General features: G+C 37.3%; 21 protein-coding genes and 1 tRNA gene. 14 read left to right on the plus strand and 8 right to left on the minus strand.

The features are described from left to right. Nucleotide 1: 1 nt before the first annotated feature. From ABVM52_RS07480 to ABVM52_RS07495, 4 genes are all read left to right on the plus strand, one after another. Entirely contained in the window at nt 2-1,585 is a 1,584-nt protein-coding gene (locus ABVM52_RS07480; RefSeq protein WP_405384790.1) for a type I restriction-modification system subunit M, read from the plus strand. Beyond that, entirely contained in the window at nt 1,585-2,973 is a 1,389-nt protein-coding gene (locus ABVM52_RS07485) for a restriction endonuclease subunit S (RefSeq protein ID WP_405384791.1), read from the plus strand. The genes ABVM52_RS07480 and ABVM52_RS07485 overlap by 1 nt, the downstream gene beginning before the upstream one ends. 370 nt (nt 2,974-3,343) lie before the next feature. Next, the gene (locus ABVM52_RS07490; protein WP_405384792.1) at nt 3,344-4,888 is read left to right on the plus strand and encodes a Fic family protein; all 1,545 of its coding nucleotides are present in this window, start codon (nt 3,344-3,346) and stop codon (nt 4,886-4,888) included. Next, nucleotides 4,885-7,785, plus strand: coding sequence for a type I restriction endonuclease subunit R (locus ABVM52_RS07495; protein WP_405384793.1), 2,901 nt, complete (start codon nt 4,885-4,887; stop codon nt 7,783-7,785). Before ABVM52_RS07490 ends, ABVM52_RS07495 begins: the two co-directional genes overlap by 4 nt. A 17-nt stretch (nt 7,786-7,802) precedes the next feature. Here ABVM52_RS07495 and ABVM52_RS07500 read toward each other — a convergent pair whose 3' ends face one another. Next, nucleotides 7,803-8,639, minus strand: a complete 837-nt coding sequence (locus tag ABVM52_RS07500) for a hypothetical protein (RefSeq protein ID WP_405384794.1) — start codon at nt 8,637-8,639, stop codon at nt 7,803-7,805. A 306-nt stretch (nt 8,640-8,945) separates the two neighbouring features. On the opposite strand from ABVM52_RS07500, the gene ABVM52_RS07505 reads away from it, so the two are divergent. Next, nucleotides 8,946-9,236: a DUF2188 domain-containing protein gene (locus ABVM52_RS07505; RefSeq protein ID WP_405384795.1), complete on the plus strand. Its 291-nt coding sequence runs from the start codon at nt 8,946-8,948 to the stop codon at nt 9,234-9,236. A 54-nt stretch (nt 9,237-9,290) separates the two neighbouring features. On the opposite strand, the gene ABVM52_RS07510 is transcribed toward ABVM52_RS07505, so the two are convergent. The 5 genes from ABVM52_RS07510 to ABVM52_RS07530 all read right to left on the minus strand — a co-directional run bounded on the left by ABVM52_RS07510 (nt 9,291) and on the right by ABVM52_RS07530 (nt 16,469). Continuing rightward, a complete protein-coding gene (locus ABVM52_RS07510) occupies nt 9,291-10,328 on the minus strand; it encodes a cadherin domain-containing protein (RefSeq protein WP_405384796.1) in 1,038 nt (345 codons plus the stop codon). 37 nt (nt 10,329-10,365) lie between these two features. Next, nucleotides 10,366-10,980, minus strand: a complete 615-nt coding sequence (locus ABVM52_RS07515) for a response regulator (protein ID WP_405384797.1) — start codon at nt 10,978-10,980, stop codon at nt 10,366-10,368. Beyond that, entirely contained in the window at nt 10,977-12,782 is a 1,806-nt protein-coding gene (locus ABVM52_RS07520) for a sensor histidine kinase (protein WP_405384798.1), read from the minus strand. Before ABVM52_RS07520 ends, ABVM52_RS07515 begins: the two co-directional genes overlap by 4 nt. Before the next feature lie 29 nt (nt 12,783-12,811). Beyond that, complete coding sequence (locus tag ABVM52_RS07525) at nt 12,812-13,504, minus strand: hypothetical protein (RefSeq protein ID WP_405384799.1); 693 nt, start codon at nt 13,502-13,504, stop codon at nt 12,812-12,814. A gap of 349 nt (nt 13,505-13,853) precedes the next feature. Beyond that, nucleotides 13,854-16,469 carry a M14 family metallopeptidase gene (locus ABVM52_RS07530; RefSeq protein ID WP_405384800.1) on the minus strand — a complete coding sequence of 872 codons (2,616 nt, stop codon included), beginning with the start codon at nt 16,467-16,469 and terminating at the stop codon, nt 13,854-13,856. Nucleotides 16,470-16,814: 345 nt separating this feature from the next. On the opposite strand from ABVM52_RS07530, the gene ABVM52_RS07535 reads away from it, so the two are divergent. From ABVM52_RS07535 to ABVM52_RS07560, 6 genes are all read left to right on the plus strand, one after another. After that, nucleotides 16,815-18,086 (plus strand): PQQ-dependent sugar dehydrogenase, encoded by a 1,272-nt coding sequence (locus ABVM52_RS07535; RefSeq protein WP_405384801.1) that lies wholly within the window; start codon nt 16,815-16,817, stop codon nt 18,084-18,086. Between the two features lie 22 nt (nt 18,087-18,108). Beyond that, entirely contained in the window at nt 18,109-19,119 is a 1,011-nt protein-coding gene (locus ABVM52_RS07540; protein ID WP_405384802.1) for a DUF3500 domain-containing protein, read from the plus strand. 190 nt (nt 19,120-19,309) lie between these two features. Beyond that, nucleotides 19,310-19,657, plus strand: coding sequence for a hypothetical protein (locus ABVM52_RS07545; RefSeq protein ID WP_405384803.1), 348 nt, complete (start codon nt 19,310-19,312; stop codon nt 19,655-19,657). Nucleotides 19,658-19,861: 204 nt separating this feature from the next. Beyond that, a complete protein-coding gene (locus tag ABVM52_RS07550; protein WP_405384804.1) occupies nt 19,862-20,701 on the plus strand; it encodes a hypothetical protein in 840 nt (279 codons plus the stop codon). Between the two features lie 3 nt (nt 20,702-20,704). Beyond that, nucleotides 20,705-21,052 (plus strand): hypothetical protein, encoded by a 348-nt coding sequence (locus ABVM52_RS07555; protein ID WP_405384805.1) that lies wholly within the window; start codon nt 20,705-20,707, stop codon nt 21,050-21,052. A gap of 14 nt (nt 21,053-21,066) precedes the next feature. Continuing rightward, nucleotides 21,067-21,306, plus strand: a complete 240-nt coding sequence (locus ABVM52_RS07560) for a hypothetical protein (RefSeq protein ID WP_405384807.1) — start codon at nt 21,067-21,069, stop codon at nt 21,304-21,306. Nucleotides 21,307-21,535: 229 nt separating this feature from the next. Here the strand turns inward: ABVM52_RS07560 and ABVM52_RS07565 are convergent. Together ABVM52_RS07565 and mce are read right to left on the minus strand one after the other, a co-directional pair. After that, nucleotides 21,536-21,609, minus strand: a tRNA-Ile gene (locus ABVM52_RS07565). A gap of 296 nt (nt 21,610-21,905) precedes the next feature. Further along, the gene (mce, locus tag ABVM52_RS07570; RefSeq protein WP_405384808.1) at nt 21,906-22,310 is read right to left on the minus strand and encodes a methylmalonyl-CoA epimerase; all 405 of its coding nucleotides are present in this window, start codon (nt 22,308-22,310) and stop codon (nt 21,906-21,908) included. Nucleotides 22,311-22,375: 65 nt separating this feature from the next. Between mce and rbfA the strand changes: the two genes are divergently transcribed. From rbfA to ABVM52_RS07585, 3 genes are all read left to right on the plus strand, one after another. Next, nucleotides 22,376-22,768: a 30S ribosome-binding factor RbfA gene (gene rbfA / locus ABVM52_RS07575; RefSeq protein WP_089261193.1), complete on the plus strand. Its 393-nt coding sequence runs from the start codon at nt 22,376-22,378 to the stop codon at nt 22,766-22,768. A gap of 4 nt (nt 22,769-22,772) precedes the next feature. Beyond that, on the plus strand, nt 22,773-23,978 hold the full coding sequence (locus ABVM52_RS07580; protein WP_405384809.1) for an ABC transporter permease: 1,206 nt from the start codon (nt 22,773-22,775) through the stop codon (nt 23,976-23,978). Nucleotides 23,979-24,058: 80 nt separating this feature from the next. After that, entirely contained in the window at nt 24,059-25,165 is a 1,107-nt protein-coding gene (locus tag ABVM52_RS07585; RefSeq protein WP_405384810.1) for a hypothetical protein, read from the plus strand. Nucleotides 25,166-25,179 lie beyond the last annotated feature (14 nt).

Genomic DNA, 25,179 nt, shown 5'->3' on the forward strand with positions numbered 1-25,179 from the left:
TATGACCGAACAAAAAGCACAATTAGAACAACAACTTTGGAACATTGCCAATACCCTACGCGGTAAAATGGATGCCGATGATTTTAGAGATTATATACTAGGCTTCATTTTTTACAAGTACCTCAGTAAAAAAATGGAACTCTATGCCAATGAGATTTTACAACCGGACGGACTCACCTTTCAAGAAATTGAAGGGCATACTATGGAAGCCGATTATATGGCTGCCGTAAAGGATGCCGCTTTAGACAAGCTAGGTTACTTTTTGTCTCCGTCAGAATTGTTTAGCGAGCTTGCCCGTAGAGGTAATGCCGGTGGTAAAAGCCAGTTTATTTTGGGTGATCTTGCCAAAGTACTTAACCACATTGAGCAAAGTACCATGGGTACGGAAAGCGAAGATGATTTTGGCAACCTTTTTGAAGATTTAGATTTAACGAGCTCTAAACTGGGAAAATCAGAAAACGATAAAAATGAGCTTATTGTAAAAGTGCTTACGCATTTAGACGAAATAGATTTTGATCTAGAAAACACCGAAAGTGATGTGTTGGGCGATGCCTATGAATACCTCATTGGGCAATTTGCCAGTGGTGCCGGTAAAAAGGCAGGTGAATTTTATACGCCACAACAAGTCTCTAGTATATTGGCGCAGTTGGTAACGGTGGGTAAAGACAAGCTAAAATCTGTGTATGACCCTACGTGTGGCTCTGGTTCTTTGTTGCTACGTGTTGCCAAAGCGGTAAAAAATGTAAGTGCGTTCTATGGACAAGAAATGAACCCTACCACCTACAACCTGTGCCGTATGAACATGATCATGCACGATGTTCATTACAAGAGTTTTGATATTAAAAATGAAGATACCCTAGAACGCCCGCAACATATAGACCAACGTTTTGAGGCTATTGTAGCCAACCCACCCTTTTCTGCAAAGTGGAGCGCCAGCCCATTGTTTATGAGCGACGACCGATTTTCTAGCTACGGAAAATTGGCACCCAGTAGCAAGGCAGATTTTGCCTTTGTACAACACATGGTACACCAGTTAGATGATAACGGTACTATGGCAGTGGTTTTGCCGCACGGGGTTTTGTTTAGAGGTGCCGCAGAGGGTCATATTCGTAAATACTTGATCAAAGACCGCAATTATTTAGATGCCGTTATTGGCTTACCGGCAAACATATTTTACGGTACCAGTATACCTACCTGTATTTTGGTATTGAAAAAAAACAGGTCACTGAGCGTAGCCGAAGTGTTGTTTATTGATGCCAGCCAGCATTTTGAGAAAGTAAAGACCCAAAATGTATTGCGAGATCAAGACATTGCCAAAATTATAGACACCTATAAAAGCTATACCCATGGCAATTTTGAGGAAGCCGCAACAGAAAAATACAGCCATGTAGCTACCAAAGCAGAAATTGAAGAGAACGACTACAACCTAAATATACCCAGGTATGTAGATACGTTTGAAGAAGAAGAACCGGTAGATTTAGCGCAAGTTGCGCAGCAACTAAAAGAGGTTGCACAGCAAAGCCAAAGCACCGATGCCACCATAAAGCAATTTTGCGATGAACTAGGTATAAACACCCCGTTTTAATGGCAGAGGACAATAACAAAAAACAAACGTCATTGCGAGGAGGCACGAAGCAATCTGCCAGTCTGGAACACACAACAGACAGATTGCCACACTCCGTTCGCAATGACGAACACGAAACGTCATTGCGAGGCACGAAGCAATCTGCCCAATCAAATACGTTGCCCCTACTACCAATACTTCGTTTTAAGGAGTTTGATGGGGAGTGGAATTCTAATTTACTTGGGAAGTTTTCTTCAAAGATTGGAAGTGGTAGTACACCTACAGGTGGAAATCAAGTTTATCAAGATTCTGGTATTCCCTTCATTAGAAGTCAAAATGTTTTTGATGATAAACTTTTTTTAGATGGAACACATATTTCGAAGATTCTACATCTTAAAATGAAAGGTAGTACTGTAAAACCTAATGACATATTATTGAATATTACAGGAGGATCAATTGGAAGAAGTTGCGTTGTTCCAAAGGATTTCTATGAAGGAAATGTCAATCAACACGTATGTATTATTCGCTTAAAAGATAATTTTAATGCAAATTTTATACAGTCGTTTTTATCATCGCATAAAGGGCAAAAATTAATATACGAAGGTCAAACAGGCAGTGGAAGGGAAGGTATTAACTTTCAAAGTATACGATTATTTAAAATCAATATACCCTCCCTCCCCGAACAACATAAAATAGCTTCTTTTTTAAGTGCGGTAGATGAAAAAATACAGCAACTCAGCAAAAAGAAAGCACTTTTAGAACAGTATAAAAAAGGGGTGATGCAACAACTTTTCTCGGGTAAGCTTAGGTTTAAAGATGAGAATGGTGAAGACTTTCCGGATTGGGAGGAGAAACAGCTAATTGATGTTGCTAAACGTGTAGTTCGAAAAAACAAAGAGAATAATTTAAATGTTTTAACTATTTCAGCACAACTTGGATTAATAAGTCAATTGGAATATTTTAATAAATCTGTTTCTGCTAAAAACGTTACAAAATATTATTTACTTCACAAAGATGAGTTTGCTTATAATAAAAGTTATTCCTCTGGTTACCCCATGGGAGCGATAAAAAGATTGAAAAGATATGATAAAGGAGTAGTTTCTACTTTATATATCTGTTTTGAATTTAATGATAAGGTTTCCTTGGATTTTATGGAACAGTACTTTGAATTTGGAAAACAAAATATTGAATTAGAGAAAGTAGCACAGGAAGGAGCAAGAAATCATGGTTTGCTGAATATTGGGGTAAATGATTTTTTAAACATTGATTTAAAATTACCGTCATTATCAGAACAACAAAAAATAGCCAATTATTTATCGGCAATAGACACTAAAATAGAAACCGTAAACCGACAAATAGAAAAAACACAAAGCTTTAAAAAAGGGCTGTTGCAGCAAATGTTCGTGTAACCGTTATTACGAGTGTCGCCTTCGTCATTGCGAGGAGGCACTCCAAACCGTCATTGCGAGCGAGGAACGAGCGTGGCAATCTGCCTGTGGGCGTGTTCCTAACTTACAGATTGCCGCGCTGCGCTCGCAATGACGAAAACGAGGACGCTCGCAATGATGATACGAGAGCGCTTTGAATGAATGACACATTATTTGCGCACATTTTTTAAGAAAATTAGTATTAGCGCACACTTTTTTATGTCTGCGCACGTTTTAGAATCAATTCAATGGCGCGTGTTTTTAAGTTAAAAGCTTATGTGCGCACGTAATTTTAAAGTGGCGCATGTTTTTTTGCGCTATCTTAGAGCTTAATAGTATTATTTTTAATACCATGGAAATTAAAATACCAGCTATAAAAACATCTATATTTCAGGATAAAACTACACCTGAAAAAGGAAAAATAGTGGGTTACGGTGCTATAATAGAGAGTTTACAGCTACCAATACCGTTTCCAAATACATTATCTCTTATAACCGAAAAGAGCAAAAAATATAGTGAAGGTGCTTGGAAAATGTATCCCGCCTCATATGCCCCGGAAGAAACCATATACAAACAGCTTGTTTTTGCTATTAAATATGAAGGCATCAACCTGCTATTTTTTAAATCTTTATTCAATACACTTTCAAAAAAAGAAATACAGCATATATTACACATAGAACCAATGGGGCAATACAGCCGAAAAATATGGTTTCTATACGAGTGGTTGCAACAAGAGGAAATTGAAGTACAGGTAGATTTAAAAAAGCGTACATATATTCCCCTGTTAGACGCTAAAATGCAATACACGGTAGTTGGTAAAAATGCTTCGCGACAAAAAATAATCAACAACCTACCGGGCAACATAGATTTTTGTCCGCTTATATTCAAAACAGAAAAATTAGAAAAGCATATAAAAGCCAATGTATCTGGTAAGAAAAATGCCTTTTTAAACACCATTCATAAAGATGTGTTACAGCGTGCATCATCCTTTTTACTATTAAAAGACTCTAAAGCCTCTTTTTCCATAGAGGGCGAAAACCCAGGTAACAATAGAGCTATGCGTTGGGGCAAGGCTATTGGGCAAGCTGGTCAAAAACCATTGAGTATAGCAGAGTTAAACCGTTTACAGCAACTCATTATAGAAAATAGCAGGTTTGTTAAAATGGGGCTTAGAAAAGAAGGCGGTTTTGTTGGTGAACACGACAGAGCTACAGGCGAACCTTTGCCAGACCATATCTCTGCAAAGCAAGAAGATCTTAAACAACTTATTGAAGGGTTACTGACCACAAACGCCGTTCTGCAAGATGAAACCTATGATGCTGTTTTGGCTGCGGCAACTATAGCATTCGGCTTTGTTTTCATTCACCCCTTTGTAGATGGCAACGGGCGATTGCACCGCTATATTATACATCATGTATTAGCAAAACAAGGGTTTGCACAACAAGGGGTGATTTTTCCCGTATCGTCTTCTATCTTAGATCATATTGATGATTACAGAAATGTACTGGAAGCCTACTCGCACCCTTTATTGGATCATATTACATGGAAAGAAACAGAAGATCATAATGTTGAAGTAACCAATACCACCATTGACTTTTATAGATATTTTGATGCTACACAGCAAGCGGAATTTTTATACGATTGTGTAGAAGACACCTTAGATAGAGTTATACCAGAAGAGGTAAATTATTTACAAAACTATGATGCCTTTAAACACTATGTAGATAACCATTTTGAAATGCCCGATAAATTGGTTGCCATATTGGTTCGTTTTCTAGAACAGCATAACGGAGTACTATCTAAAAGAGCCCTAAAAAAAGAGTTTTCTGAATTAAAGGATGAAGAAGTAACAGCCATAGAGGAAAATTATAAACGTATTTTTTTGACCGCCAAATGACAACACAACCAGAAGCGCTACTAGAATATCATCTAATTCAACAATTGGTTGACTTAGGTTATGAATCTGTAAAAATAACCGATGGTGAAGCATTGGTTTCTAATTTAAAAAGTCAGTTAGTAGCTTTTAACAAAGACACGTATTCATCTAAAGAGTTTGATGCCATTCTTAACCATTTGGCAAAAGGCAATGTATTTGAAAAAGCAAAGACGTTACGAGACCGTTTTAGCTTTACTAGAGAAAATGGTGAAGTTTGTTACGTGCGGTTTTACGATTCTGAAAATTGGAACAACAATTTATTTCAGGTTACCAACCAAGTAACGCTAGAAGGTTCTTATAAAAATAGATATGATGTTACCTTATTGGTCAACGGTTTACCTCTAGTTCAAATAGAATTAAAACGTAGAGGTACTGAAATTAAAGAAGCCTTTAATCAAATTAACAGATATCAATTACATTCTTTTTGGAGTACTCATGGCTTGTTCCAATACGTGCAGTTATTCGTTATTAGCAACGGTGGCAATACCAAGTATTTGGCAAATAACAAACTGCAGTCCGTTAAGCAAACCTTCTTTTGGGCAGATGACAAAAACAAGAATGTAACCGAATTAATTGAATTTGCAGCACAGTTTCTGAACCCAAACCACTTGGGAAAAATGATTGCAAAATACATCGTCATCAACGAAACTCATAAAATATTGATGGTGCTACGTCCCTATCAATATTTTGCCACTGAAGCCATTATAAAACAAGTACGGTTAACAACAGATAATGGGTATATATGGCACACTACAGGTTCTGGTAAAACATTGACCTCTTTTAAAACAAGTCAGATTCTAATGGACTTGCCAGAGGTCTACAAAGTAGTTTTTGTAGTGGATCGTAAAGATTTGGATTATCAGACCATGAAGGAGTTTAATGCCTTTAAAGAAGGTAGTGTAGACTCTACCAATAACACCACTAGTCTGGTCAATCAGTTTTTAGGGAAATTCAAAGATAAAAAGGGCGTTCGTAAAGATTCTGATTTGATTATTACCACCATTCAGAAATTAAATAATGCCATTACGGGTCATAATAAAGCAAAATTAGATGCCTTAAAAAATGAACGTTTCGTGTTCATATTTGATGAATGTCATCGTAGTCAGTTTGGTGAAACCCATGCTAGAATTACCGAGTTTTTCACGAATAGCCAATTATTCGGTTTTACCGGAACACCCATTTTTGCCGACAATGCCTCTAAAAATGATTTGGGCAAACGAACCACTAAAGATTTATTTGGCACTTGCTTGCACAAGTATGTAATTACAGATGCCATTAGAGATGAAAATGTATTAAAATTTGGTATTGAGTATATTGGCAAATACAAGAACAAAAGCCAAACCTTTGTAGATATTGAAGTTGAGGACATTGATAAAAAAGAGGTATTGGATTCTGAAAAACGCATCACCAAAATTGTAGACTACGTTATTGCGCATCACGACCAAAAAACATTTAGTAAAGATTATTCTGCTTTATTTGCCGTAAGTGGCATTGACAATGTTATAAAATACTACGACATCTTTCAGAAGAAAAAAGAAGCTGGGGAACATGATTTACGTATTGCCACAATTTTTACCTACGGCGCCAATGAAGCAAATGAAGATGCACAAGATTATCTGCCAGGTGATGAATTAGACTTGGCTGCAGAGCCAGCTCTTGCTTATACTTCTAGCCATACCAGAGATAAACTAGAAACCTATATTGGGCATTATAACGCCATGTACAACACTAGCTTTACAACCAAGGACCAACAACAGTTTGAGAACTATTTTAAGGATATTAGCAAGCGTTTAAAAGAACGAGAGAAAATTACTTTTAATGATGAAAAAGACCGATTGGATATTGTTCTAGTGGTCAACATGATGCTTACCGGTTTTGATGCCAAAAAAGTAAATACGCTTTACGTTGACAAGAATTTAAAACAACACGGATTAATACAAGCGTTTTCCCGAACCAATAGAATTTTAGGAGAAGAGAAGTCGCAAGGAAACATTCTGTGCTTTCGTAACCTTAAAAAAGCGACAGATGATGCCATTACCCTTTTTTCAAACAAAGATGCCATAGAGGTAGTTACTATGCCAGATTATGAGGCTATTGCAGAAAAGTTCGATGAGGCACTAAAGAAGTTACGAGAAATAACCCCAACCTACCAAAGTGTAAATGACTTGGCAACAGAAGATAATGAAGCTGCTTTTGTACAGGCATTTAGGCAACTTCTAAGAAACATGAATGTCTTACAATCGTACACCGATTTTAGTTGGGAAGATTTACTAATTGATGAGCAAGAATTTGAAGATTATCAAGGTAAATATAGAGACCTCTACGATAAAGTAAAGCGTGATCATCAAAAACAGAAAACATCTATTCTAGCTGATATTGATTTTGAATTGGAGCTCATACACAGTGATAATATCAACGTAGCTTACATTATAAAACTTCTTGCCAAATTAAAAGGGGCAACCAAATCTGAAGCTCAAAAACAGAAAAAAGCCATTATAGATTTATTGGGTGGCGATACCATGCTGCGTAGTAAACGAGAACTTATTGAAAAATTCATTGAAGAAAACTTGCCAAAAATTGAAGATACGGACAATATACAAGATGAGTTTGAAACCTATTGGCAAGAACAGAAAATACTTGCTTTAGCCAAACTATGTAAAGAAGAAAACCTCGACAAACTTCAATTTAATGCATTAATTAACAGCTACATATACAGCGGAAAAGAACCAATAAGGGATGATATTTTTAAATGTTTAGATAACAGACCAAGTATTTTAAAAGCACGTGAAATTGGGGAACGTATCCTTTCTAAAATGAAAGAATTTATTGAGGTTTTTGTGAATGGGATGGTTGGGTAGAATAAAAAAGCAACCGATTATTCATTTGGAAAAATAATACTCCCAAGTGCTATTAAATCAACATGAACATCACTTCTATAACTAAAGCTTTTTTGACCTCTATGTTTATCTCTACTGAAAGTAAACCATGAGGCATCAATTGCTGGTCTCCAAGCGGATTTGTTATAGGTTTTATGGGTAATCGAACTTAAGGTTGCGCCATAGGAGAAATAAAGATTGTCAATCCTATCGCCTAACACCTCTACAACCTTTTTAAGTGCTTCGAAATCTTTATTTCCATCAGGTAAAAGCACTGTTAATTCATCTTTTATTAATAATTCAACTTTAGAAGATTTAGAAGCTTCAATGCTTAAAAATTTAATACCTGCCTTAATCTGGTTTGAATCAGTTAATACATTTTCGAAATAAACTTTATCAACTTTTTCAATTTTTGGTTCAAATTTGCCCGTAATTAGTTTTTTCAAGGATACTTTGTGGAACTTACCTCTTTCATCCTTTTCATATAAATGCCCTAAAGCCTCAATAATATTATATTTATCGGCAACTCCAGTTATAAAATTACGATTATGATAATCTCCAAAAATTTCTGGAATGGATGATTCTAATACTAAACTATCTGGTAAATCATATAATTCTTCAAGATTGACTATTTGTTCTTGTCCTATATAACCAAATTTGAATGTCTCAAATGATTCAGTACCCTCTTCCATTAGAGGGATGAAATCATTCTCAATCTTAACTATCTGTGAAACTTCATTATACAATTTTTTATTTTGATCCTCCTTTGGAGAGTTGCACGAACTAACTAAAAATATAATTACAACAATAAAAGGTAAATTTTGTATGGTTTTCATAATATATACAGTTTAACATTACTATAGTCAATATTACAATCTATTCAAACAGAAGGGTATACCCACTAATAGGTATTTTCAATTTAAATAATTGAAAATGAAAACAATACATTAATAAAGTTGAAAAAATTAAATAAAAACAAATAAGACCTAATTTTTTAAAAGATTTCGACACAAAACTTGTAGCGAATACCAAGAAAACAAATCTCAACACTCTAATATACCACCTCAAGCACGCATACCCTAAAATCAATCATAATTCTTTTCCCTTGAAAACGCTATCTTCGGGGCAAGACCAAATACATTATGCCCAAAAACACTACATCGCAATCTTGGGTTGCTACGTTAATTGAACTGGTGGAAGTCTTTTTTACCAGTTTTCGCCAAAGTAAGCGAGGTAGAACGTGGCACCAACATGTGGTACCCTATAAAAATGCTTGGGCGGTACGGCGCGAAGGGAACAAACGTATTACCTCTAAACATAGGCTTCAACATACGGCTATCAACAAAGCCAAGCGACTAGCACGCAAATACAAGGCAGATGTCATTATCCACAGGGAGGACGGTACCATACGTGACCGTATCAACTATGGGTAATTGATAATGGAACTAAAAGGCTTTTGAAGTACACTCTGTCCTATTTTTAGGGTCTTAAAAAACGATTTCCCCTTGTATCAGGTAGTCGGTCAGCAAGGAGCGCATGCCGTTCTGGTCCAAGCCTACCGGGGTTTCGGACCGATAGAGCGTTTTAATAATCTCTTGGTCAAAGGTGTTAAATTGGTTCGCCGGCCCGGAACACATAACACTAGTTGCCTCGGTGTCGCAATACTGATCCGAGGTATGGCCCAACCCAATAATATGGCCAAACTCATGTTTAAAGAGGCCTTCATGTGGACTACGCATCCAAATTCGACCTTTATAAATATGGTAGTTGTTATCCGTGTTGTACAGTGCGTAACCTCCAAAATTTTCACCACTGATCAAGTCGTGCATATCTGGCCAAATAGTAGCTACCGAACTAGTTGGACCCATAATTAAATGTACATTGGATTCTTCTGGTGTAGCCACCAGTTCAATAGTAGTGCCACCGGACATTAATGCCCTAAATTCGTCCAAATAAGCCTCAACGGTAGTGGCATAATCGTTTGGAAGATCTCCTTCCATATATAATTTTATAGCTTCTTGCCATTTTTCACTAAGATTGCCGCCACTTGCCGTGGGTGATAGCTTGTATGTTAAATAAATATATTCGTTTATAAAACTTTTTTGAAAATTGGTCAATGGTCCGTCATCTTTGTCCAACACCTCTATGGTAACGGTCGCAATTGTCTTATTTCCTTTAATGTCCTTAGCGCTAACATCGAAGGACATGGTTTGTAAGGTTTCATAATCAAAAATGGGGGTTCTCTTGGTCCAAATCTCGCCTGTGTTAGCACTTACGGTCAGTTCAATATCCGATTCTAACGCATAGGTGATTTTATCGCCGTCAGGGTCCTGCGCAGTAATGGTTCCTATGGAAGTTAACTCAAAAGGGTTTTCATAAATAGTAAACTGCTGATCTGCCATGATAGGACTAGCATTGGTTGGAACGGGCTCTTGAATATCCTCTGGTTCATCTTTGGCACAAGAGAATATGAACAAAATACCCACTACACTAAGAATTTTAAACACGTGTTTTTTGCTTCTCATAGACTATTAAATTACGATTACTATGTACTTCTATTATTTAAAACTCATATTTCTTTTCTACTGCATACCTCAGCAATTCCCCTGCACCACTTAGGCCCAGTTTACGGATCATGTTCTTACGGTGGGTATCTACAGTACTTTTACCAATAAAGAGTTCATCTGCAATTTGATGGCTGGTATGGCCTTTGGCTATAAGTTGCAGAATTTCGCGCTCCCGGGAAGAAAGCACACTTTTAGAGTTGTTCTTTTCGGCATCTGGCAAGTGTATCTTTTTATCATAGTAGGTTCTGCCACTGGCAACTGTACGTATGGCTTCTAACACCACCTCTAGACTACTGTTCTTTAAAATATAACCTTGCGCCCCTGCCGCCAGCATTTGTTTAACGGCATCATCTTGGTCAAACATGGTAAAAGCCACTACCTTGGTATTGGGGTGTTCCTCCAAGATAATCTTGGTGGCCTCAATACCGTCTAGTTTGGGCATACGAATATCGCACAGCACCAGCTTTGGACGTCTTGCCCGTACCAGTTTTAACAATGCCTCCCCGTTATTGGCATGGCCAATGATGGTTATATCATCCTCATATTTTACAAAGGATGTAATGCCGTCTATTAGGGCTTGGTGATCTTCGGCTATGGCTACGGTAATCATATGGGTATGTCTATTAAAATGGATGTGCCCTTGCCCAATACACTATCTATGGTAAAATGGCCCTCTAAATGTTCAATTCGTTTTTCAATGTTGGTTAAGCCCATACCGGTCTTATCCTTAGCTACCAATGTCCGGTCAAAACCTTTGCCGTTATCTTCCACAATAATATTCAAAGTGTCCTCATGTTGGGTGAGCTGTATATTCAGCTTTGTAGCTTCGGCATGTTTAATGGTATTGGCCACCAACTCCTGTACGGTTCTAAAAAGACTTAGCTCCAATGAATTTTCAAGTCGGTCACCCATGCCAAAATCCTCCACGGCAACCTGTAACGCATTGGTTTCCGAAATTACCTGTGCCATTTTCCTTATGGCGGGCAAAAGCCCTTGGTCACTCATTACGCCGGAGTTTTTACTATGGGCCATACCCCTTACTTTTTGGTAGGCCTCTTCCAGTAAGGTTTCCGCCTGATGCAAGGCCGGGTCTTTGTATTTATTGTTTACCGTATTGAAATGCAATTTTATCGTTGCCATTAAACTACCCAAATCATCATGCAGTTCATTGGCCACCCGTTGTCTTTCTTTTTCCTGCCCCTCTATCATGGCATCTATACTAACGAGCTCTTGCTGCTTTAAAAGATTGTCTACCCGTTCTTGTTTTAGTAAAGTTTCCTGCTCTGCCAGTTTCCTTTTTTTGGTGGTGTTTTTTTGAACCAGAATGGCAATTCCTGTGCTTAAAACAAGGGCCAATGTGGCCACAATTAGCCAGTTTTGGATAGCTTTTCGTTTATTTTCACTGACAATCTTATCTAGTTTTAATTTATCGGTTTGATTTTCGACTGCTAACAAAGAGGATTCCAGTGTATTGTTTTTATACCCTAAGTTATATTCGGCAACTAATGAACGATTTAAATAAAAATAAGCCGAGTCATGTTTAGCTTCAGTCGCAAAAATATCTGCAGCTAGTCTATCGTCATAAAATTGATCTTTTAAATCTTTACTTGTAGTTCTAGATTGCTCTAAGTATTTTTTAGACTCCCTTAAATCACCTTGCAGAAGTTTGGTGTCTGCCAATTGCCAAATGTTTGAGTTTTTCAAAGACTTAAAATCAAGTTTGCTTTTACATAAACTATTTGATTTAATGAAATAATACTCTGCCAAACTATAGTCTCCTTTAATTTTAGCTTCAATTCCTTTTTCATGAAAATAAACTGGATAAAGTATATGTGTATCCGGCAATTGAATAAAAATAGAATCTAATTTCAGCACATAATCAAAATAATTAAAATCCACCTTTAATTCTTGGTTTGCCTTCGAGTAAAAAACCAATTGATAAAGCAATAGTATAATTTCATCTTCGATATCCGCCTTAATATCATCGAAATAATTTAGATATAGTTCAAATTGTTTACTGCCGATAAAGATTTCCTCTTTCAATAAATCTAATATGCCAATAAGTGCAGTTTTGGTATAAACAATATTTCCTAAGCTTTCAGAGATAGCCAAAGCTTTTGAAAATTCTTGGTAGGCAATAATCGTTGAGTCACCACCTAAAAATTGAGCATTATAGCCAGCTATCATCTTTTTTAGAAATAAAATATCTTTATTTTTAGATGTATTGGTACCTAAATCGACGGGCTTTTGGTGTATACGTAAATTAGATAATTTAATACAATACGTTCTTACAGAATCGTTCTTTATTTTTTCCGAAATTTTCAGTGCGTTTTCATATTGCCTGTTTTTAAGATTTATTAAAACTGTCTCCGTTGTAATGTCTTTTTCACCTAGTTGAATAAAAATAAACATCAAGAAAATGATTAGACTTTTACACATTATCAATACAATTTATTGTACCCTGTTTTACACCTTAATCCAGGTCTATAAAAAAAAGGATCAATATTTACTTGAGAACTTCTTTCTTCATAATTTTCTTTTTGAACAATATGGGTTAGGCCATCAAATGCAAAAAACTCTGTATCTACAATGAAATTATTGTGAGGTTTAATTTTAAATGTTCCCAAATCATTTTTAAATGTAAAATCTCCCTGAACATTTTCAAAATCTTCTTCTTGACTTTCAATGAACATTGGCATCAAATACTTTTCTGTAACTACAATACTGTTTTGTTTTAATTTTATAATCTCGTCAGTTAACGGTATTTGGCATGAAACTTTTGTAATTGCTTTATTAAATTTTTGTGCTCTCACATATATCTTAAACTTTAAAGAATCGCTCTTAATAGAACAACTGTCTAGAACGGCTTTCTCTATTCCCATAAAAATTTTTGATTTGTAATTCATTATAATGAATTCTGCTCCTAGTAATTGTCTGACGCCAGGATCATTAGTTTCTTTTGATATTAATTTACCATGAATTCCATAATTTGAATTATAGTTCTGGCTTGACATAAATGGTTGAAACTCTTCTGAATTCATAAGTAGCGTTCCGTTCAAATTTATTGTTTCTTCTTGAGCACAAATAAGATTAACAATAAGCAAGAAGGAAATTAAAGTCTGTAGTTTTTTCATGGCTTTTGTGTTTTAGTGATTCTTAGTTTTTTGGTTTGGTTAAAATTGAAATAAATTATAATGAAATAGCATCCCTATAATTGGGTATTTTAAAACCGCACCACTTATCATTCATCAATATGAAAAAGACGGCATCACTACAAGGTGGCTATCAAGCAGGGGGAAGGATGATAGGCATTGCTACTTAATTCATTAACAATTTAATGTTTTATCCGGATATATCACAACGGAAAACACAGTAATCAACTGACCAGCAATCCTTTATCGCAATAAACTTTTAGACCACATAGAAAAAGCCCCTATCAAGAGTTCTCGATAGGGGCTTTTTTATCATATCTAAGATAACGTACTACTCCGCAGCGCCTTCGTAAATGGTATTGAAAATTAATTTATACGTACCACGTGGTTGTGCCCTAAACTGGGGCCTGAAGGCAAATAATACTACGGACCCCTTGCCATATTTTGCTTTTACCATAGCGGGTTTCTTGGCAATATATTTCTTTTCGCCCATGGCCCAACCGCTCATAAGCAGGTCTTTATCTGCATAATTGGCAATTACTTCAATTTCCGGCGCAGGGGCATCCAGGATATCTTCCGTACCACCTTCGCCCTTTTTCCTCTGCTTGATAATCTCGAACGCACGGCTTTTATTGAACGATACCGCCACCGTATCCTGCATACCAAATGCCAAAGGGTGAGACGTATCAAAACCGGTCTTTATCAACGATCCCGGTATAAAGAATTGCTTACTACTGGCGCCATCCGTTGCATCTTTTAAAGGCAGGCCAAATTGCTCAATCACAAAATTACTGGCCTCATCAAAAGCGATAAGTGTACCTCCATTTTTTACATAATTGCTAAGTGCCAAAGAACCTTCTAGTCCCAAGCCTCCTGTAAACTTTTCTGGCATAGAAAGGGTTGTGTGCCCATGTAACAGGGATCTTACGCGTTGTGATGGCAAAATCAACACATCATATTTTGACAGGTCCGCCGTTTGAATGTCACGGTCGTGCAAGGTATCGGTTTCAAAAGCGTATTCATCCATTACAAAGCGGGTCCACCCCTCATCCATATTGGAAACCCAGGATTTATAGAGCCCTACTTTAGGGGTGTGTATTTTGGTCAGTTCTACCTTGGGTTTTGCAGACAAGGGGATAAATTCCAGTCCGTAGGTAGCTACCAGCTCATCTATATCTGCCGTACCTCCCGACACGATATACGAACCTGCAGGATGGGTGGTCTTGCCCAATTTTAAGTCGGACTTCGTTCTGTACGCCGTACCGCCGGCCTTTAGTATTTTGTTGGTTGCAACGACCGAGGCATTTGTATTGGCACTTAACAGGTAGCCAAATGATGCTTTCTTAGGAGCATCCTGCTCGTAGTACGGTACCAGTCCGTCCACTTTCTCCGTAGAAATCTCCATTTCCTTGGAAATCCTGTCTACAGCTACGCCCATTTGCAAGGGCAATGTCCACCCTGCCAAATCATAAGGGGTATCCGGTGGTCCACCGGGATATTGAAAACGGGTAGGGTAATTCTGTTTTTCCAACAGATCCATCAAATAAGGACGAAATGCTTGTCCGCCATAAATAACATATGACCCTGCCTCATATTTAGTGTCGTTAACTTCAAAACTTTTGGTGGCCTTTTCTACTTCTATCCCTCCACGCAACAGCACATTTACCAAATTAACGGACTCAAATGAATCCCATTGGTCCTTACCGATGACATAAGCATAAGGGCCTTCGGTCTTTGCTTTTTCAATGGCCGATGCGCCCATTTTGTAGATATTGTGCAAGTAATTGCTCTTACGGTCCGCAGCAAGGTCCAATGTGGCCCAAGTGGCGGTCAGCATATAGTCCACCGCATCCCTAAAATGGGATTCCCCTCCTTTCCAAGGGTCAGGGTACATGATATCCGTACCATCCGTAGGGGTACCGCCAGCTACGGTCTTGGGAAGTTTCTTAGGGTCATAGAACCGTGGTGTTGGGGTGGTATGGCCGGTTTCCGTTAAAATACCGATCATATTATGGTAGTAAGGTACGGTACGCCCACCGCCGTTCCAGAACATGGTATAGAAATTATCCGCTATGGCTCCTGGCATATTCTCCAAAGAAAACCGCTTGGTCATGGCGGAGCCTACCTCGCTCACCGCTGCGGTTATGGCCGGGTGAATCTTTGGGTTTACGGGATCCGCATAAGGAGGTAAGGAAATTTTTGTCCAGGATGGTGACGACTGGTGGTGGTTATATACAATTTGAGGATACCACTCATTATACAAAATCTTGGTGACATTATAGGTCTCTGGCATGGTATTCATGAACCAATCCCTATTATTATCATGGCCCATATAATAATGATATAAAATGGGCGGGCGAGAGGTTTCATAAGCCGTTCCCAAATTTTTCTTGTACCAGTCCACAACAATATCCAACCCATCTGGATTCATTACGGGCATTAAAAGGGTTATTACATTTTCCCTTATTTTTTTCATTTCAGTACTTTCTGATGTGGCCAAAGTATAGGCCAGTTCTGAGGTCATTTGTCCGTGCGCCAACTCCGTAGAGTGCATACCGCCATCTATCCACACAATGGCCTTGCCTTCTTCTGACAAGCGTAGGGCCTCCTCTTCATCAACTTGTACACGTGCCAATTTGGTACTGATATCCTTCCATTTATCCAGCTGTTTTAAATTCTCTTCGCTAGATATAAAAAACACATACATTTTCCTGCCTAAAACGGTTGTACCAATTTCTATTTTTTGCACCCTATTGGATGTAGCATCCAACTTGTTCAAGTAGTCTTCAATCTGTGCATAATCCGCAAGCTTATAATCATCGCCTACATTAAAACCATACACCTCTTTTGGGGATGGTACATTCTGGGCCATTGTTATGGGCGCCCATAACAAAGCCATTACAACAGCCAGTACCGCGACCTTGTAGTTTGAAATTTTTAAAATCATTTTTTTGAGAAGTTTGTTTGAACAAGTAAATTAAGCATTACCAGAGAGGAAACTAAATATAAGGCAGCAAGAAAATGTTAAAAGAACTGTTAAATTCCATCTCTCTAATTTAACCTGCCATTAATTATTGATATTAAAAAATAGAGCGCTTAAACCCAGGTTGTCTACGATAACCCTTACGCTTATAGTGCCCAACCAGGCTTTTTAAAATCGATAAAAATACCTCTAAAATGGTCTGGCGCTGAATATACCTCAGCTTATTAAACCTTACCGTTTGTTAAAATGCATACCTACCCTAAAATAAAATCATACATTTATCGGTACCAACAACAAGAAAACCAATCCATGATCACCAAAAACAACACCAAATTCCTACTGTTCGTAGGTGCTACTGCCATGCTGTCCTCCTTACAAATAGGATGTAAGGAGGAAACCAAAACCGCTGAAAAAACGGTTACCAATACCACGATTCTTAAAGCTCCAGACGGATTTTCCATAGAGGAAATAGGAAAGGATCTAGGGGCGGTACGTCATTTAACCGTAGCCAATAACGGTGATATCTATGCCAATAGATCCGTTCTTAAAGACGGAAAAGCAATTGTTGTCCTAAAAGATGCCAATAACGATGGTAGCATAGACACCGAAGAAAATTTTGCCGACTTACCGGGAACTGGAATAGTGGCCACAACCGATTACCTCTACGCTTCTTCCAATTCTGCTGTGTATCGATATGCGTTCAATGACCAACAAGAACTGATAGATACCGATGATCCTGAAAAAATTGTGGACGGCTTAATTGATATGGGGGCGGACAATGCAAAACCGTTTACGCTGGACAACGACAACAACCTGTATGTTACCATTGGTTCATGGAACGATGCCTGTAGGGACAACGAAACCCAAAAAGGATTGATTCCTTGTCCCATTTTAGAAAATGCAGGGGGTATTTGGAAGTTTAAGGCCAACGTTCTAGACCAGACCTTTGAAGATGGAAAACGGTATGCAACAGGTATTAAAAATGCGGTAGGTATACGATGGAACCATGAAACAAATTCCTTGTTCGCCACCGATCACGGCCGTGGCGGGCTACATAATTTTTATCCTGAGCTCTTCACCAAAAAACAAGATGGGGAACTACCGGCAGAAACCTTGTACGAGATAAAGGAAAACGACAATGCCGGATGGCCCTCTACCTATTATGACCCAATTAAGAACAAGCGTATGTTGGCGCCGGAATACGGAGGCGATGGTGAAAAAGAAGGTAACATAGAGGCAATAGCCCCTTTAATGGCCTTTCCCGCACATTTAGGTCCCAACGACCTGTTGTTCTATACCGGGACCATGTTTCCGGAAAAATATAAAAATGGTGCGTTTATTGCCTTTCACAACCAGTCTCCTGAACAAAAAATAGGCTTCTTGGTAGCCTTTGTTCCTTTTAAGGACGGAAAACCCAGCGGGAAGTGGGAAATATTCCTGGATAATTTTGCCGGTTACGACCTGAAAAATCCAGAAGGAGGCACATTGCTCCATAGACCTTGCGGATTGGCACAGGGGCCGGACGGGGCCTTATATGTCTGCGACGATTTTGGCGGCAGTATATTTAGAATCACTTATTAAGTATCACCATAACAACCACACCATGAACCAATTCATAACAAAAGCACTTCTATTAGGTGTATTTGCCCTTGCCCCAAGTCTATTGATCGGTCAAGAGGCATCTATCGCCAACACGTTTATTGCCTCTTTGACCGATACGCAAAAGGAAACTGCCGTATTTAATTTTAAGGCCGAGGATCGGGATGATTGGCATTTCTTACCATGGAGCTCATATAAACGCCAAGGTATCTCCCTTAAGAAATTGAATGCTGCCCAAAAAGAACTGGTGCACCAACTTTTACAATCTTCACTGAGCGATACCGGCTATCAACAGACTACGGAAATAATAGCTTTGGAAAACGTTTTGGCGGCAAGTTCCGGTGATCCCGTATACCGCGACCCAGAACAGTATTATATTGCCATCTATGGAGACCCCGCCAAAGAAGACGTTTGGATGTGGAGTTTTGAAGGTCACCATGTGGCCCTACAATTTACAACCGTAGACAATAAAGTTTCCTATACCCCCAGATTTTTTGGCTCTAACCCGGGTAGAATTCTGGAAGGTGAACGTAAAGGTTTTAGCCCTTTAATCAATGAAGAGGATATGGGCCTGCAACTTATACATATGCTAAATGCAGCACAACAGAAAGTAGCGATCGTCAGCGACAAGACCTATAATGACATCATTAGTTTTAACAGCCCTGTAGCTGAAAAACCGGCCGTAGAAGGACTTATGGTGCAAGATATGACGGAGCCACAAAAGAAATTATTGATGGATATTATTTACGAGTACGCTTCTACCATCCCTGCGGATCAAGCCATGCAACGGATGGGCAATATCCGTAAAGAGGAATTTGAAGATTTGCGTTTTGCTTGGGCCGGGGCTACCGAATTGGGAAAGGCCCACTATTACCGTATTCAAGGGGCAACCTTTATGATCGAGTTTGACAATAGCCAAAACAACGCCAACCACATACATACCGTATGGCGCGATTTTGATGGTGATTTTGGGAGGGATATCTTAAAAGAACATTATAAAAGCCATAGCCATTAACACACTACTTTTAATTTTAAATTCCCGTTAAATAACTTCTCCTTTTTTAGGGTCGATGATGAGGTGTAGATTGGTTTTTTACACAAAAAAACCCTTCAATTGCTTGAAGGGCTGTCCTCGAAGGAAGTGGTCCCACCTGTACCACAATTGTCATGGTATAATCGAAATTAAAAGTTCTAATTATTCAAACGTGGGCAGTAAAATTGAATCCGTGCTTCTTAGAGAAAACGAACTGGTAAGCGGAGCCCCTCCAAGTGTGAAGAATTTGAAAAAAGTTCTTGATATTATTCCTGATTTGAACCCTAAATCTATGGGAGTTATTTGTTTATACGATTCAAGTAAAACTGACAAAAAGCTAACAGAATTAATTAAATCCAAAAAAGTTTCAATAATTATAGAGCATGGTGGGGATTTTAACTTTTCTCCATCAAGAGACGGAATACTGAATTTAATTACATTTTTAGGGGTTATTCGAAGAAGAGCCGTTTTATCAGAAGGAAATAAAAGCCTAGACGTCGACATGATAAAGAATACTTAAGATGCGCTCTAAAACTCAATTTAATTCCAAAAATACATTTTCTAATTATCAGCTAAGATTTCTTTTTAAGCATCCTCTTTTAAATCTTTGTAATTCTTTAAAACTTATAATATTAATTTTTTATATTTAGCGTCAACAGAAATTATACTATTATAATCCCCCCTAAATTTTAGTAATCAGGTTTCATCTTATTAATAATAATAAATGAATAGCAGAAACGAACTATTAGGGAGAACTCTAGATGCTTTCCCTGTTAATCTATTGAAAGACTATTTTGATGAATCAGGGAAAAAAGAAGATATAATTGAAGCAATAGTTCAAAAATTTACAGAAAAAGATATAAGTGACTTCATTTGTACACACTTTAATTTTTTACACCTTACTATTAACGTATTTGAGCTTAACAAAAAGATTCCAAGTTCCGTTTCAAAGATAATGGATGGTGAATGCATATATTTCCATTCAAGTAAATTGATTAGTGAATGGATATATCTACACAAAATATTTGTTAATTATTACGATACAAAGAAAGGACACACCGACCGATTAGAGTTTTTAATACCAGTTAAAATTTTTAATCGAGGAAAAAAGTTAATTGTTTATCAAAATACATTTCAAAGAAATATAAATTCTTATTTTGAATACAATATTTTTCTTGAAAGAGGTGCGGGTTATATCGGAGTAATCGATAATATAAGACATAATTATGCTGGACCTGTTTTTAGTTTAGATTTAAATAAAGGAATAAAGTATTTATGGACAAATAATTTCTTAGATGCTATGCATGTAAAAAGTCGGCAGTCGAAATCGATTCGTCAAGACAGAATGGATGAAAATTACTTATACAAAGCTAGTTACCCTAAAAGATGGAAACAGCTTATGAGCACACCTATTCAACAAACAAAATTTAAAAGTCTCACATCAGATATAAGCTTAGACCATTTTGATTGTAATCCTAGCACTGGTAACATAGGGGTGTCTTTCCATCCTAATTCGCCAGATGAAACTCCTGATTTGATAAATCTAATCTTAAGAAACAATTAAACAATGTTTTTAAACCCGAAAAAAATAAATAAAATTTTAGAGGAGCTCAATCCTGATAGAATTTATGTGGAAAATATTCGGCACATTTTAGGAACTAATACTCGTTTTGCAAAATGGGTATGTGATATTGCAGTAAGGAATGGTTATTTAAAAAAATTTTATGCCATAGAATGTCCCAATAGCAACTGTAATAGAATAATACAGACTTACTCGAGTTTAGATAAAATTCCAGATGAGCTAACTTGTTTCATGTGTGAAGATGATGGACTAGAGAAAAGTACATTTCTTAAGAAGAATTTAAATATAATTCCTTTTTACAAGTATGTAAAAGGTTCATATCAATTTGCATAATTATATTCTTTACTATGGAAGAACCATCTGAAGATGAAAAAATTAACATAATAAGGTTTAGCAAGGAAATTCAACTGAAAACCATCCTTTTCTTTGTTGCCTTAATAGCCTTTATTGCTATTACAGGAGTTTTCTTATATATGGCTCTCTATAAGTATGAATGGCAACTTGTAACAGCAGTGGGCGCTTCTGATGGGTTTATAGGGTTGGTTATTGGGCAGATAACTAGAAGTCTTTTCCGTACTAAAGAATAATTTTATTTGACAGTATATTTAATTTAGACATATTATTAAATAAAATTAGTAACCAGTCCTTATATAATATTCACATTTGTTTTGACTTCTTTATGAATGTAAAACTTGTTTGTTTAAACGGTGTCTAATATTTATGAAGGTTTTTAAATTATTCGTCCCCTAATTCGTCCCTTAAAAATAAAAAAACCTCGCAAATCATTGATTTACAAGGCTTAATGTTTAATAAAAGTGGTCCCACCTGGGCTCGAACCAGGGACCCCCTGATTATGAGTCAGGTGCTCTAACCAGCTGAGCTATAGGACCCGCGAAATGCGGATGCAATATTACTACTTATTTTTAACTGTTACAAGATTTTTATGAACAGTTCTTAGAATAGTTTATCCGTCTTAAAAGCGCTATTTATAAATGGGAAAAGAAACGCTTAATCAGTGAAACATTTTGACCATTAATAATAAAACGGCTAAACAGCTGCTCAGCAATTACATATACCGGTTTTGGGTTGATTGTATTTGATATTCAAAATTATATTGAGAACCTCTCCTATTCCTAGAACGGCATCCATCAGACTACTTGTGGATTTAATAACATACGACGTGCCATTACTCCTTAATTTCTTGACATAACTCCACCAACACCCCATTTGCTGTTTTGGGGTGAACAAAGGCAACGAGTTTGTTATCCGCGCCCTTTTTTGGTTTTTCACTAAGTAATGTAAAACCTTCTTTTTTTAAGCGTTCCATTTCCGCAACGATATCCGCTACCTCAAACGCTACGTGGTGTATGCCTTCTCCTTTCTTTTCCAGAAACTTGGCAATAGGTCCGTCTGGTGCTGTGGCGGCTAATAACTCTATTTTATTGGGTCCATTTTTAAAGAAAGAGGTCAATACACCTTCCGATGCTATTTCTTCTTGTTTATAAGGGGCTACACCCAACAATTTCTCAAAAAGTGCATTGGAATCGTCCATATTGTTCACTGCAATTCCCAAATGTTCTATTTTTTTCATGCCAAAATTGCTTCAGAGTGCATACTATAGGGCTTAAGATACATTTTTCTATGTACTTTTGCAGTATGGAAACGCAAAGACAACGTAAGATCGCGGGAGTTATTCAAAAAGACATTGTAGATATTCTACAAAAGGCTGCCATTGATGGTGGTCTTCGTAATACACTTATCTCCGTTTCTAAGGTTTCGGTCACCACAGATTTATCCATCGCAAAAATATACTTGAGCATTTTTCCAAATGACAAGGCCGGTGAGTTGATGGAAGGTATAAAATCTAACCAACCGCTAATTAAACACGAGCTTTCTCAACGTACCCGTAATCAACTGCGCAGAGTACCGGAGCTCTTGTTCTATTTAGATGATTCTTTAGATTATATAGAGAACATTGAAAAGTCATTGAAGCGCGAAGAAAACCCTATAGAGAACAGAGATTTATTGCCTAAACGTAAAAAGAGCTGATCGGTTGAATTTTCCACTCTATATCGCTAAAAGGTATGTGCGTTCTAAAAGTACCCAGAACGCGGTCAACATTATTAATTTCATTACCTTTTTAGTTATAGTTATTGGCTCTGCGGCACTGTTTATTGTATTATCAGCTTTCGCCGGATTAAAAACGTTTAGCCTTTCGTTTACCGAATCCTTTGACCCACAGTTAAAAGCAATGCCCGTAGCGGGGAAAACGTTTACACTATCTCCAGAACAGGAAGAACGTTTGCAATCGGTTGACGGACTCGCATTTTACTCCAAGGAAATTGAGGAAAAGGTATCTCTAGAACATCGAGGTAAAAATCATATTGCCTACATTAAAGGGGTGGATAGTAATTACACCAAAGTAACGGGTGTTGACAGTACGCTCTATATTGGCGAATGGACCATAAATGACTCTCAAGTGGTATCCGGGTTGGGTATTGCCAATATCTTAGGCGTTACCATCAATCAGTTTCGTAGTCCCATGCAGATTTATGCTTTTAAACCTGGCAAGGGTTCCATATCTCAGCAAAGCATTTCATCGCTCTATAATCAATTACCCATGGTTATTGGTGGTGTGTACGCTGTTGAGGCCGATTTGGACAATAAATATGTTTTTGCCGATTTACGATTAACGCAGGCTTTATTGGAAAAAGATTCGCTTTCCATTTCGGGTATCAATTTTAAAATGGACGAAGGCATTGAACCCAGTGCAGTTCGCTCAGAAATTCAATCTATTTTAGGTTCAGATGTTCAATTAAAAAATAGGCAGCAGTTAAACAGTACGCTCTACAAAATGCTGAATACCGAAAATGTGGCCACATACCTCATCTTTACCTTGGTACTCATTATTGCCCTTTTTAATGTGGTAGGCGCCATAATTATGATGATCTTGGACAAGCAACAGAACTCAAAAACACTCTATAGCCTTGGTACTACCATTAAAGAACTGCGACAAATTTACTTTGTTCAAGGTATACTGGTAACGGGTTTTGGCGGACTGATAGGGGTATTGATCGGAACGCTTTTAATTTGGTCCCAACTTACCTTTAGTTGGTTGATGATTACCCCTTCCCTTGCTTATCCGGTAAAGTTTGAAATTATCAATATTGGCATTGTACTGGCCACCATTTTAGTATTGGGCGTAATTGCGTCTAAAATTGCAAGTAGCCGTATTAATAAAAAGTTGGTGGATCTTTAGAAGACGCACATTATTTGTTAAATACAATATCTCGCTTATCTTTTTGTTATTTAATTGCATAAATAACCATCAATAAAAGCATGAAGATCTCTAGAACACATTCCCCAACCCTTTTAACATTAACATTTATTATCTGCTCCCTTTTCACCACAAACGCGCAAAAGGCCAGTGGGTTTTACGAAAAGCTACACGAATTTAATTTCCCTTATTCCCCTGCACCTGCCAATGTAGTGTACTATAAAGTAGACCATAATTTAAGGTCTGGCAGTATTACCATGAAAGACTATCGTGGTGAAATAGTTACCATTGACAATTTTAATCATAAACGCCCCACATATCATCCTGACTATAGAAATTATTCCAATCCGCTTAGTGTACTTCAATCGTTTGATGATTTAAAAAGTAATAAAGCGAATACCATGTATTACTACCTAAATAGTAGTGATATTGAACTGTATTACAAAAAAGGGGAAAGTGATACTATCTATGATGTTATGGCCAATTATAACGCCAAGTATACTGCTAAATATCAAGACAAAATTATTGCTGAAGACTCTCTAATATTTAAGGATAAAGTAGGTGAAATTGTAAGCAAACTAAAAGGAAAGGACTTTGCTATTGTGGCTATAAATAAGAGTAAAAATGTTGCCTATGATGCTAATGACCATATTCTTGTAACGGTACATAATGCATACCAAAGTTTTGTTCGAAGAGCACAAATGGCTTATAACAAAAACAATATAGCTTTTATTAAGCTTAAGAAAACAAAGAAACTTGTATCTGAAGACGAAGTAAATCAACTTACCGATGCCGTTAAAAACTTGAAGGCCATTGATACAGGACTTAAAACCAGAACCGAAAGAAACCAAGAAGTACAGCAATTAATTGAAAAGTTTACTGATTTAATAGATTCTGAAGACTTTAAAACCCATGATGACTACAAAGTTTTTGTACATGGCAATTTAGGTTCGCTATATTCACTATTAGAGGATTATGAGGCAGCTATAGCCCAATATGATTTAGGAGCATCTTATAGCTCTCGTGGTGGTTCAAGTTCTTATCTCAAAAGTGGCAAAAATAAAGCCACATTTAGAAAGGAGAGAAAAGAAAAGTTGTTTCTTGCTGGAGAGAACATAGTAAAGCCAGAGTTTAGCGACAAATATAATCAGTGCTACCAAGGCATCTAACCATAATTTATCTA

Origin of the sequence: Maribacter sp. LLG6340-A2 (assembly GCF_045057105.1) — a bacterium.
Taxonomy (GTDB): domain Bacteria; phylum Bacteroidota; class Bacteroidia; order Flavobacteriales; family Flavobacteriaceae; genus Maribacter.